11 protein-coding genes are annotated in these 11,990 nt (G+C 42.5%); 10 read left to right on the top strand and 1 reads right to left on the bottom strand.

The annotated features are described in order from the left end of the window. Window positions 1-133: 133 nt before the first annotated feature. The 5 genes from DW036_RS14930 to DW036_RS14950 all read left to right on the top strand — a co-directional run bounded on the left by DW036_RS14930 (window position 134) and on the right by DW036_RS14950 (window position 5,496). A complete protein-coding gene (locus tag DW036_RS14930) occupies window positions 134-1,090 on the top strand; it encodes an NAD-dependent epimerase/dehydratase family protein (protein WP_021967226.1) in 957 nt (318 codons plus the stop codon). A 22-nt stretch (window positions 1,091-1,112) separates the two neighbouring features. Then, entirely contained in the window at window positions 1,113-1,961 is an 849-nt protein-coding gene (locus DW036_RS14935; protein WP_118465094.1) for a DUF4348 domain-containing protein, read from the top strand. A gap of 21 nt (window positions 1,962-1,982) precedes the next feature. Beyond that, window positions 1,983-2,963, top strand: coding sequence for a UDP-N-acetylmuramate dehydrogenase (murB, locus tag DW036_RS14940; protein WP_118465095.1), 981 nt, complete (start codon window positions 1,983-1,985; stop codon window positions 2,961-2,963). A 27-nt stretch (window positions 2,964-2,990) separates the two neighbouring features. Further along, entirely contained in the window at window positions 2,991-3,755 is a 765-nt protein-coding gene (locus DW036_RS14945; protein ID WP_118465096.1) for an MBL fold metallo-hydrolase, read from the top strand. A 109-nt stretch (window positions 3,756-3,864) separates the two neighbouring features. Then, window positions 3,865-5,496 carry a hypothetical protein gene (locus DW036_RS14950; protein WP_044533985.1) on the top strand — a complete coding sequence of 544 codons (1,632 nt, stop codon included), beginning with the start codon at window positions 3,865-3,867 and terminating at the stop codon, window positions 5,494-5,496. An 84-nt stretch (window positions 5,497-5,580) separates the two neighbouring features. Here DW036_RS14950 and DW036_RS14955 read toward each other — a convergent pair whose 3' ends face one another. Beyond that, window positions 5,581-5,955: a DUF3127 domain-containing protein gene (locus DW036_RS14955; protein WP_118223851.1), complete on the bottom strand. Its 375-nt coding sequence runs from the start codon at window positions 5,953-5,955 to the stop codon at window positions 5,581-5,583. Window positions 5,956-6,132: 177 nt separating this feature from the next. Between DW036_RS14955 and dnaN the strand changes: the two genes are divergently transcribed. The 5 genes from dnaN to recN all read left to right on the top strand — a co-directional run bounded on the left by dnaN (window position 6,133) and on the right by recN (window position 11,973). Further along, a complete protein-coding gene (gene dnaN, locus DW036_RS14960; RefSeq protein ID WP_118223803.1) occupies window positions 6,133-7,257 on the top strand; it encodes a DNA polymerase III subunit beta in 1,125 nt (374 codons plus the stop codon). Between the two features lie 111 nt (window positions 7,258-7,368). After that, complete coding sequence (locus tag DW036_RS14965; protein ID WP_118465097.1) at window positions 7,369-8,139, top strand: 3'-5' exonuclease; 771 nt, start codon at window positions 7,369-7,371, stop codon at window positions 8,137-8,139. A gap of 6 nt (window positions 8,140-8,145) precedes the next feature. Continuing rightward, complete coding sequence (gene coaBC / locus DW036_RS14970; protein ID WP_118465098.1) at window positions 8,146-9,360, top strand: bifunctional phosphopantothenoylcysteine decarboxylase/phosphopantothenate--cysteine ligase CoaBC; 1,215 nt, start codon at window positions 8,146-8,148, stop codon at window positions 9,358-9,360. A 30-nt stretch (window positions 9,361-9,390) separates the two neighbouring features. Continuing rightward, window positions 9,391-10,272 (top strand): DUF4835 family protein, encoded by an 882-nt coding sequence (locus DW036_RS14975; RefSeq protein WP_118465099.1) that lies wholly within the window; start codon window positions 9,391-9,393, stop codon window positions 10,270-10,272. Between the two features lie 36 nt (window positions 10,273-10,308). After that, entirely contained in the window at window positions 10,309-11,973 is a 1,665-nt protein-coding gene (gene recN / locus DW036_RS14980; RefSeq protein WP_118465100.1) for a DNA repair protein RecN, read from the top strand. Window positions 11,974-11,990 lie beyond the last annotated feature (17 nt).

Genomic DNA, 11,990 nt, shown 5'->3' on the forward strand with positions numbered 1-11,990 from the left:
TGTCATCTTAATACTAAACGATACAAAGGACACGATTTTTCTTCAAATAACAATAGCAAAATGATAGAATAATGAAAAAAAAGTATGTATATTTGCGCGTCTCTAAGTAAGGAGTACCTTATAAATAAGTCGTATGAAGAATATTTTGGTAATTGGAGCAACCGGACAGATAGGTTCGGAACTCACATTGGAGTTGCGTAAACGTTATGGGGATGACCACGTTATCGCTGGATACATTCCGAGTGCTATGCCTAAAGGGGAGTTAAAAGCGTCAGGGCCTTCAGCTATTGCTGACGTGACCGACCGTCAGTCTATTGAAGTGGTAGCACGCCAATTCAAGATTGATACGATTTATAATCTGGCTGCTTTGCTTTCGGTGGTTGCTGAAAGTCGTCCGGCCATGGCTTGGAAAATCGGTATCGACGGATTATGGAATGTACTGGAAGTAGCGCGCGAGTATGGTTGTGCAGTCTTTACCCCGAGTTCCATCGGTTCGTTCGGAGAAGCTACACCTCATGTGAAGACGCCGCAAGATACGATTCAGCGTCCCCGTACAATGTATGGTGTAACCAAAGTAACTACCGAATTATTGAGTGATTATTATTATACTAAATATGGTGTAGATACCCGTGCGGTTCGTTTTCCGGGTATTATCTCCAATGTGACCCCTCCGGGTGGAGGTACTACCGACTATGCAGTCGATATATTTTACTCCGCAGTGAAAGGTGAAAGGTTTGTATGTCCTTTGAAACCTGGTACTTATATGGATATGATGTATATGCCTGATGCGCTGAATGCAGCTATTTCATTGATGGAGGCTGCTCCGGCACGTCTGAAGCATCGGAATGCTTTCAATATCGCTGCTATGAGCTTTGATCCGGAAGAGATCTGTCAGGCTATCAAGAAGCATGTGCCCGACTTTGAAATGGTATATGAAATTGATCCATTGAAGCAATCTATTGCTGACAGTTGGCCTGATAGTCTGGATGATACCTGTGCTCGTGAAGAGTGGGATTGGAAACCGCAGTATGATTTAGAGTCCATGACGGTGGACATGCTTGAAAAGTTAAGAGCTAAATTAAATAAGTGACCTGATGAGGTCTCGGTAAAGAATGAGAAAAATAGGATTGGGGTTCTTTCTTCTCGTTTTCTTGATGTCATGCGGCAACAAGAAAACGAAGATGGACCCTTTTGCAACAATCACCAATTTGGTGGATTCTGCTTCACATAAGGTTGATACTGTGCCGGAGGTTGAAGAGGATAACGGCCCTAAGCCCATAGAAGCGGATGAATCATTTGATGATTTTATCTATAGTTATGCTTCGGATGATGCCCTGCAACGGCAGCGGACCAAATTTCCGTTGCCTTTTTACAACGTCGATACACCTTCGAAAATAGAGAAGGAGGATTGGGAACATGATTATTTGTTTACCCAGCAGAGTTATTATACATTGCTCTTTGATGATGAAGATGATCTGGAGTTGGTGGGAGATACTGCACTCACTTCTGTACAGGTGGAATGGATTTTTCTTGAAAACCGTATGGTGAAGAAATACTATTTTGAACGTACTAAGGGGGTATGGATGTTGGAAGCTATCAATCTTCGCCAGATAGAGCAGGGGGAAAATGAAGACTTCGTTGCGTTTTACTCTCGCTTTGTAACCGACAGCATTTATCAGAGTCGACATATCCGGGAACCTTTGGAGTATATCACAATAGATCCGGATGATGAGTTTTCTATTTTGGAGACTACGCTTGATTTGAACCAGTGGTATGCTTTCCGCCCTGTATTGCCTGTGGATAAACTATCCAATATCAATTATGGACAGAAGAATAGTGATAACTCAAATACGAAAATCCTGAAAGTGAACGGGATTGGAAATGGATATACCAATATCTTCTATTTCCGCAGACATCGCGGAGAGTGGGAATTACATAAATATGAGGATACGAGCATTTAATAATTAATAATTAAAAATTAAATGAAGATACCGAATACATTCGGACTTGATGTGGAAGCTGCCGTGTTTCTGGAATACAGTTCGGTAGAAGAATTGGAGAAGTTGATTGCCGACGGGTGTATCACTTCTCCTTATCTGCATATTGGCGGAGGGAGTAATCTGCTGTTTACTGGAAATTATGAAGGGGTGATATTGCATTCGCGCATTGGTGGCATTGAAGTAACGGCTGAAAATGAAGAAAAGGTTTTGGTGCGTATAGGTGCCGGTGTGGTATGGGATGATTTCGTGGACTATTGCACGGAACGTGGTTGGTACGGAACTGAGAACCTGTCTCTTATACCTGGTGAGGTAGGAGCGGCAGCTGTACAGAATATTGGTGCCTATGGTGTAGAGGTGAAAGACTTGATTTCTTCCGTGGAGACGGTGAACATACAAGGAACGAAATATGTTTACCAAGTGGATGAATGTAATTACTCATATCGGAACAGTATTTTTAAAAATCCGGAAATGAAGCAGGTATTTGTCACGTATGTTTGTTTCTCTTTGAGTAAGAAAGAACATTATACGCTGGATTACGGTACGATCCGCCAGGAGCTTGAAAAATATCCGAAAGTAGATTTGAAAACATTGCGCCGGGTGATCATTGATATTCGTGAAAGTAAATTGCCTGATCCGAAACTGCTGGGTAATGCCGGGAGTTTTTTTATGAATCCTGTCGTTTCGCGTGAAGTCTTTGAGGCTTTGAAGGAAGAGTATCCTCAAATGCCTTTTTATGAGATGGGGACTGACCGGATCAAAATTCCTGCAGGCTGGATGATAGACCAGTGCGGTTGGAAAGGTAAGGCGCTGGGACCTGCCGCTGTGCATGATAAGCAGGCGTTGGTATTAGTAAACCGGGGTGGGGCAACGGGAACTGACATTGTAGCACTTTCGGATGCTGTACGGGCATCAGTTCGTGAGAAGTTTGGTATTGACATTCATCCCGAAGTGAATTTTATTTGAAAGATTGATAATTAATAGGTAATAGACGTGAAACTAAGAATATTAGGGAGCGGAACATCGACAGGAGTGCCTGAAATAGGTTGTAAGTGTGAAGTTTGTACTTCTGCCGATCCGCGTGATAACCGTTTGCGTGCATCGTCTTTGTTGCATACGGATGATGCGGTGATATTGATTGATTGTGGACCGGATTTTCGGGAGCAGATGTTGCGTGCAGCTTCGTTTGAAAAAATAGATGGAGTGCTGATTACCCATGAACATTATGACCATGTAGGTGGGTTGGATGATCTCCGTCCTTTTTGTCGTTTCGGTGAAATACCTATATACTCCGATGAGTATACGGCAACTCACTTGCGAGCACGGATGCCCTATTGTTTTCTGGAGCATAAATACCCGGGTGTTCCTCAAATTTTTTTGCAGGAAGTGGAAGCCGGAAAAACGTTCTTCATCAATAATACGGAGATTATCCCTTTGCAGGTGATGCACGGACGTCTGCCTATTCTGGGATATCGTATCGGTAAATGTATGGCTTATATTACAGATATGCTGACTATGCCCGAAGAATCCTATGAACAATTACATGGCTTGGATGTTCTGGTTGTGAATGCCTTACGTGTAAAATCGCATCCTACGCATCAGAGTATTTCCGAAGCATTGGAAACGGCGAAGCGCATTGGCGCACGGGAAACTTATTTTATCCATATGAGTCATCATGCCGGATTGCATGCCGAGCTTGAAAAACAGCTTCCGCCCGATGTACATTTGACCTTTGACGGTATGGAAATTGAGTTTTAAGGTACAGGCATTCTAAAACTTTTTTATATCTACTAAAGTTTTTGAAACATTTGTTTTGTTTTATTAGTAGAAATAATTATTTTTGCCGAAACTTGATGCCTGAAAAACCATGAAGTTACGTCTTATCATAAGAATTGCCGTGATTGTGTCCATAGTATTGCTATGTACGGGGTTCGGGGTGTATTCATTCTTCAGGTTGAATGAGGTGGAGAGTCAGAAAGATTTTAATCTTTATACTTTAGTCCCTCAAAGTGCAATGGCTGTGTTGGAGACAGATCGTATGGCTGAGCTGGTTGATGGTATCAATCAACTGAGTTGCAGCAAAGATAATCACTTCCTTTATGCTTCCGAACTCTTTGTCTATCTGAAAAACTATCTGCATACCTTGCTCGATGATACTCCGCATGGTCTTAGTAAGCAGATGAATAAAATGCTTATCAGTTTCCATGAACCGGATAACCCATTGAATCAGGTGTTGTATTGCAGTCTGGGTTCGGGCGATTATGAGTTGGTGGAGTCGTTTATCAGGAAATATAGTTCCAGTGCATTTCCTTCTAAATTCTTTGATTACAGGGGTGAAGAGATTAGTATTTATCCTATGCCTGAGGGGCGCTTTTTGGCGGCGTATTTCACGCCGGACTTTCTGGCAATTAGTTTTCAGAAACGATTGGTAGAACAAGTGATTGATGCACGACTTTCTAAGAAATCGTTAATAGATATGCCCTCATTCAAGCTGATGCATGCAGGAAAGAATACGAATGTGGAAGCTACGGTGTATGTGCGCATCAAGTCGGTAGATATGGGGAAAAATACGGATGGCATTCGTTCGCAAACCTATTTGGGAAGTTGGGCGGAGTTTGATTTGAAGCTGAATGAAACTGCCATTTATTGTTCAGGTATCAGCCATGGCTCGGACACTACACGCACTTTTATTAATGCTTTACGCCATCAGCAGCCGGTGGAGGGGTTTCCGGGAGAACAACTTCCACTTTCTACTTTCTTTTATGACTGTTGGGCTATTTCAGATATGGATGCCATGTGCAGTTTTACGGCAGAGCAGGAATATGCCAAAGCTACTTATTCCGATTATATCAAAGAGAGGGATGAGGAGTGGATGGACTTTCTGAAGACTTATGCGGGAGATCAGGTGATTTCTTGCCTCTTCGAGCCGAAAGATACATTAAGTGAGTATCCATGTGCAGTGATGAGTGTTCCGGTGAAGAATATGTCGCAGGCTGAACGTCGTTTGCAATCATTGCTTTACACTTCTCCCAAGGAAGTGGATGCACCTCCTGTTCCGCAGGAACGTCCTGATTATCATCTTTATCCCAAAGCATGGGGACACCGTTATTATGTATTGCCTCGAAATACTTTACTGACTCAGTTAACAGGTATCACAGAATCGGCTCTTTATACGTATGTCTGTTTTTATCGTGGGCATTTGTTGATGGCACCGGATGTGGTTAGTCTTACTGCCTATATAGATGCTATGGAGAATGGAGAGGTGCTGGATGATACGGCACTTTACGAGGAAGGAATAGGAAGTCTTTCACCATCGTATAGCTTTGTGATGATGGTGGATATGGAAAGGATGGTAGAGCAACCGGAAACATATGTACGTCTGATACCTAACTTTTTCTTTCGTCAAGCGAAGTTTTTCCGCCATTTTATACTTTCCATACAGTTTACTTGTGTAGAAGAGGTGGTATATCCGAATTTGGTGCTTTTATACAAAGGGTAAATGTGAGGTTCAAAATACTTGTAATTATATAATAAAAAAGAGGAGAATTCTCCTCTTTTTTATTATACCTAAATTTTATATACTTTAGAACGGCAGATCATCTTTAGCATCACCTGCCAAGAATTCCGGTGCAGCAGTCGGTGCCGGTGGCGGAACAGGTGCACCCGGTACACCGGCAGGAGCTGCAGCGCTGACACGCTCTACTTTCCATGCGCGGATACTATTGAACCAACGGTCTTGCCATTGGCGTGCATCTACATCAAATGATACGGTCAGTTCTTCACCCATCTGGATGTTAAACTGTTCTATTTTGTCTGCTCCGAAAACATCGAAACACATTTTGCGGGGATATTGGCCGTGGTCTTCAATCACGTATTCTTGTGCTTTCCACTCATTGCCCGACTTTGCCACTCCGCCTCTTGGCTGGAGTATAGCGATAATTTTTCCAGTAAATTCCATTGCATTCTTTTTAAATGATGCGGCGAAGTTACAATTTTTTAGGGAAATCCGGAGAAGTTCCGGGCGTTTTTTCTTAATTTTCTTTGTTGTGGGAAGATCTTTTTTTGTAACTTTGTCCGATACTATGAAGATATAGTATGAATAGGGAATAATATAAAACTTAAATACACAGAACATATGAAATTTATCGTTTCGAGTACTGCGCTCTCCAGCCATTTACAGGCTATCAGCCGTGTGATTAATTCGAAGAATGCGTTGCCCATTTTGGATTGTTTCCTCTTTGAACTGAAAGATGGAACATTGTCGGTTACTGTTTCGGATAGTGAAACGACGATGGTAACATCAGTTGAAGTGAATGAAAGTGATGCTGACGGACGTTTTGCCGTGGCTGCTAAAACAATTCTGGATGCTTTGAAGGAAATTCCCGAGCAACCGCTGTCGTTTGAAGTGAATACTGATTCCTTGGAAATCACAGTACAGTATCAAAACGGTAAGTATAGTCTGATGGGGCAAAATGCCGATGAATTTCCTCAATCGGCTATGCTGGGCGATAATGCCGTACGTGTAGAGATGGAAGCATCCGTATTGTTGGGTGGCATTAATCGTGCCGTATTTGCTACGGCTGATGATGAACTTCGTCCGGTGATGAATGGTATCTATTTTGATATCACCACAGAAGATATTACAATGGTGGCATCTGATGGTCACAAACTGGTGCGTTGCAAAACATTAGCGGCCAAAGGTAATGAACGTGCAGCATTTATTCTGCCTAAAAAACCGGCTTCGTTGATTAAGAACCTGTTGCCTAAAGAACAAGGACAGGTTGTTATTGAGTTCGATGAGCGTAATGCTGTATTTACATTGGAGAAATACCGCATGGTATGTCGTCTGATTGAAGGACGTTATCCTAATTATAATTCAGTAATACCGCAGAATAATCCTTATAAAGTGACTGTGGACCGTATGCAGCTGGTAGGTGCACTGCGTCGTGTATCTATTTTCTCGTCACAGGCAAGTAGTCTTATCAAGTTGCGTATGCAGCCCAATCAGATTGTGATTTCAGCCCAGGACATCGATTTCTCTACTTCTGCTGAAGAGACATTGGCTTGCCAGTATGATGGTAATCCGATGAGTATTGGTTTTAAATCAACTTTCTTGATTGATATTTTGAATAATATTGCTGCTGATGAAGTGATAATTGAACTGGCAGACCCGTCACGTGCAGGTGTCATCATCCCCGTTGAACAAGAAGAAAATGAGGATTTGTTGATGCTGCTGATGCCGATGATGCTGAATGATTAATAATTGCTATAGCTACGAGCTACAAGCTACAGACTACGAGTGTCTTTCGGGACATAGTGTAGTCACTTATAGCTTGTAGCTCGTAGCTTGTAGCTTATACTTATAATAATAATGAAATTAAACCTCAAAAACCCGATTGTTTTTTTTGATTTAGAGACGACCGGAACGAGTATCAATGTAGACCGTATCGTTGAAATCTGTTATCTCAAAGTACACCCCAACGGTAATGAGGAAGCAAAAACACTTCGTATTAATCCGGAAATGCATATTCCCGAAGGCGCTTCTGCCGTTCATGGTATCTATGATGCGGATGTGGCAGATTGCCCTACCTTCAAAGAAGTGGCCCGTACCATTGCCAATGATATAGAAGGATGTGATTTGGCAGGATTTAATTCCAACCGTTTTGATATTCCCGTGCTGGCGGAAGAATTTCTTCGTGCCGGTGTAGATATTGACCTGAGCCGCCGTAAGTTTGTGGATGTACAGGTCATTTTCCATAAATTGGAGCAACGTACACTTTCTGCTGCTTATAAATTCTATTGTGGAAAGAATCTGGAGGATGCACATACGGCGGCAGCTGATACACAAGCCACTTATGAGGTGCTGATGGCACAGCTGGACCGTTATCCGGAATTGCAGAATGACATCGCTTTCCTGGCTGAATATTCCAGCTTTAACAAGAATGTGGATTTCGCAGGACGTATGGTTTATGATGATAATGGTGTGGAAGTATTCAATTTTGGAAAATACAAAGGGATGTCGGTGACAGATGTATTGAAGCGTGATCCGGGCTATTATAGTTGGATACTGAACAGCGACTTTACACTGAATACCAAGGCAATGTTGACTAAGATTCGTCTACGTGAATTAACCAATAAGTAGAGTATCATGGCGAATACACTGAAAGGTAAGAAAATTGTATTAGGTATAACCGGAAGTATTGCTGCCTATAAAGCTTGTTATATAATCCGGGGATTGATAAAACAAGGTGCTGAGGTACAGGTTGTCATTACTCCTGCGGGGAAAGAATTTATAACTCCAATTACGCTTTCGGCACTGACGAGTAAACCGGTTATCAGTGAGTTTTTTACCCAGCGTGACGGTACATGGAATAGCCATGTGGATCTGGGCTTATGGGCGGATGCTATGCTTGTAGCTCCGGCTACTGCTTCAACGATTGGCAAGATGGCCAACGGTGTGGCTGACAATATGCTGATAACGACTTATTTGTCGGCTAAAGCTCCGGTATTTGTGGCACCTGCCATGGATCTCGATATGTATGCCCACCCTTCTACACAAAAGAATCTGGATACGCTTCGTTCTTACGGAAATCATATTATAGAACCGGGTACGGGAGAACTTGCCAGCCATCTGGTAGGTAAGGGACGCATGGAAGAACCGGAAGTCATTATTCAGTATTTGGCGAATTATTTTGCCGGAAAAGAAGGTGATTTGCGTGGTAAGACCATTATGATTACTGCCGGACCTACTTATGAGAAGATTGATCCGGTGCGTTTTATCGGAAATTATTCTTCCGGTAAAATGGGTTTTGCTATTGCTGATGAATGTGCTGCCCGTGGAGCTAAGGTTATTATGATATCAGGTCCGGTGCAACAGCAATTGAAATATCCGGCAAATTGGTTTGTTGTGGAATCAGCAGATCAGATGTATAATGCAGCGTGTAACTTTTTTATGGAGGCTGATGCTGCTATTCTTTCGGCTGCTGTTGCCGATTTTACACCGGAACAGGTTGCTGATGCTAAGATAAAGCGGGAAAAGGAAGAGGAAATGACGTTGCGTTTGAAACCTACGAAAGACATAGCCGCTTGTCTGGGACAGATGAAGAAAGATCGCCAGGTGCTGGTAGGTTTTGCTTTGGAAACGAATGACGAGCTGCATAATGCTGAAGATAAATTGCAACGGAAGAATCTGGATTTTATCGTATTGAATTCCCTGAATGATAAGGGAGCCGGTTTTCAGTACGATACGAATAAAATCAGTATCATCGACCCTGAAAGTAAGACGGACTTTCCGTTGAAATCAAAAGCGGAAGTAGCTGCGGATATTGTAGATCGTCTGGTGGAAGTATTGAAGAATAAGTAAATATAGCTAGTGAGGAATAAGACACTTTATATGATTCTGCTTCTGGTTGTGGTGGTGTTAAAGTCTGCTGCCCAGGAATTGAATTGTAAATTTACGGTGAATTATTCTCAGATACAAGGTACGAGTACACAGGTTTTCACTACGCTTGAAAATGCTTTGATGGAGTTTATCAATACCCGTCGGTGGACGCAGGCACAGTATGAAATGAATGAACGGATTCGTTGCTCTATGAACTTGACTGTGAAAGAGTATAATGAGGCGGACGGGCGTTGGAAATGTGAGTTGATTATACAGTCTACACGTCCTGTCTGGCAATCCGGTTACCAGACGGTAGTTTTTAGCTTTAAAGATACGGATGTTGCTTTCAACTATCGTGAGTTTGATCCGCTGGAACTGCGGGATAATGTTATTGACAGTAATCTGACGGCAGTAATTGCTTACTATGCTTATATGATTATCGGACTGGACATGGATACAATGGCTCCACAAGGTGGTACGGAGGTTTTTCGGGCGGCTGAAGATATTGTAACAGCTGCACAGAATCTTGGTGAAACCGGTTGGAAAGCGTTCGATAGCAGTCGGAATCGTTATGCGTTGGTTTCCGATTATCTGGAAGATGGTATGACGCCTTTGCGCAAATTGATGTATGGGTATCATCGTACAGGTATGGATGAACTTTCAGTGAATGCTACCCGTGCCCGTGCTACAATAACATCTATGCTTAGCGGTCTGAAAGAGGCGCAGCAGAATAAACCTATGTCGGCATTGCCCGGTTTGTTTACTGAAATAAAGAAAGATGAATTGATTAATCTTTATTCTCGTGCTGCAATGAAGGAAAAAGAAGAGGTTTGTGAACTGCTTTCTTCTATCAATCCTTCGCTGGCTACCGAGTGGGAAAAGATAAAACAATAATAGGAAGTGAGTAAGATTTAAAATTGTAAATAAATCATGTTACGTTCGCTTTACATACAAAATTACGCGCTTATAGAAAAGCTTGATATTAGCTTTGGTGCAGGTTTCTCTGTTATTACGGGTGAGACGGGTGCTGGTAAGTCTATTATACTAGGTGCTATCGGCTTGTTGCTGGGGCAGCGTGCCGAAGTAAAGGCCATTCGCCAGGGTGTATCGAAGTGTGTGATTGAGGCTCGTTTTGATATTTCAACTTATGGTATGGAGCCTTTTTTTGAAGAGAATGAACTGGAATATGAAGAAGAGTGTATCTTGCGTCGTGAGGTTTATGCATCCGGCAAGAGTCGTGCCTTTATCAATGATACTCCGGCTTCGCTTGTACAAATGAAAGAGCTTGGGGAACAGTTAATTGACGTGCACTCTCAGCACCAGAATCTTTTGTTGAATAAAGAAGGATTCCAGTTGAATGTACTCGATATATTGTCTCATAATGATGAACAACTTTCCGCTTATCAATCTTTGTACAGAGAATGGAAGCAGGCACAACAGGACTTGACTGATCTTATAGCTCGTGCTGAGCAGAATAAAGCAGATGAAGACTATATCCGTTTCCAGTTGGAACAGTTAGAAGAAGCGAATTTATCTGTAGGTGAACAGGAAGAACTGGAGCAAGAGACGGATACATTGAGTCATGCTGAAGAAATAAAGGCCGGTTTGTTCCGTGTCGGGCAGTTGCTGATTTCTGATGAAGGTAGTTTGTTGGCTGGGTTGAAGGAAAGTCTGAATACAATGCTTAGTCTGCAAAAAGTTTATTCTCCGGCTACTGAACTTGCTGAACGTCTGGAAAGTACATATATTGAATTGAAAGATGTTTCTCAGGAGGTTTCTTCTCAGGAAGAGGATGTCGAGTTTAACCCTGAGCGTCTGGAAGAGGTGAACGATCGGTTGAATCTGATTTATACCTTACAGCAAAAGCATAGAGTAACTACCGTAGAAGAGTTGCTGGCACTTACTGAGGAATATGCAGCAAAGTTGGCAGCCATTACTTCTTATGATGAACGTATCGGTGAGTTGACAACTCTTTGTGATACCTTATATAATAAGGTGAAAAAGCAGGCTTCTGTACTTACCAAAGCCCGTACTGGTGCTGCCCGTGAAGTTGAGAAGCAGATGGCTTCCCGTTTGGTTCCGTTGGGTATGCCTAATGTGCGTTTTCAGGTGGAAATGGGAATGAGAAAAGAGCCTGGTGTACACGGTGAAGATACTGTAAACTTTCTTTTCTCTGCCAATAAGAACGGCGCATTGCAAAGCATTTCATCGGTAGCTTCCGGTGGTGAGATTGCACGTGTCATGTTGTCCATCAAGGCTATGATAGCCGGTGCGGTGAAATTGCCCACTATTGTATTCGATGAAATAGATACAGGAGTATCCGGTGAGATTGCCGATCGTATGGCAGATATTATGCAAGAAATGGGCGAACAGGATCGCCAGGTAATCAGTATTACCCATCTGCCGCAAATTGCTGCGCGCGGATGTGCACATTATAAAGTATATAAGCAAGATAACGAAACCGAAACCAATAGCCACATACGCCGTCTGGCAGATGAGGAGAGGGTAGAGGAAATAGCCCATATGCTCAGTGGGGCTACTTTGACAGAAGCTGCTTTGAATAATGCAAAGGCGCTTCTTGGTATCAAAAGATAGCCTTTAATTTTTAATTT

It is taken from the genome of Bacteroides sp. AF39-11AC (genome assembly GCF_003474285.1).
In the GTDB taxonomy this organism is placed as follows: domain Bacteria; phylum Bacteroidota; class Bacteroidia; order Bacteroidales; family Bacteroidaceae; genus Bacteroides.

Excerpts from the sequence above, each read along its gene's own strand:
- DW036_RS14935 (WP_118465094.1), top strand. The coding sequence starts at position 1,113 with ATGAGAAAAATAGGATTGGGGTTCTTTCTTCTCGTTTTCTTGATGTCA.
- DW036_RS14950 (WP_044533985.1), top strand. The coding sequence starts at position 3,865 with ATGAAGTTACGTCTTATCATAAGAATTGCCGTGATTGTGTCCATAGTA.
- recN (WP_118465100.1), top strand. The coding sequence starts at position 10,309 with ATGTTACGTTCGCTTTACATACAAAATTACGCGCTTATAGAAAAGCTT.
- dnaN (WP_118223803.1), top strand. The coding sequence starts at position 6,133 with ATGAAATTTATCGTTTCGAGTACTGCGCTCTCCAGCCATTTACAGGCT.
- DW036_RS14965 (WP_118465097.1), top strand. The coding sequence starts at position 7,369 with ATGAAATTAAACCTCAAAAACCCGATTGTTTTTTTTGATTTAGAGACG.
- murB (WP_118465095.1), top strand. The coding sequence starts at position 1,983 with ATGAAGATACCGAATACATTCGGACTTGATGTGGAAGCTGCCGTGTTT.
- DW036_RS14955 (WP_118223851.1), bottom strand. The coding sequence starts at position 5,955 with ATGGAATTTACTGGAAAAATTATCGCTATACTCCAGCCAAGAGGCGGA.
- coaBC (WP_118465098.1), top strand. The coding sequence starts at position 8,146 with ATGGCGAATACACTGAAAGGTAAGAAAATTGTATTAGGTATAACCGGA.
- DW036_RS14975 (WP_118465099.1), top strand. The coding sequence starts at position 9,391 with ATGATTCTGCTTCTGGTTGTGGTGGTGTTAAAGTCTGCTGCCCAGGAA.
- DW036_RS14930 (WP_021967226.1), top strand. The coding sequence starts at position 134 with ATGAAGAATATTTTGGTAATTGGAGCAACCGGACAGATAGGTTCGGAA.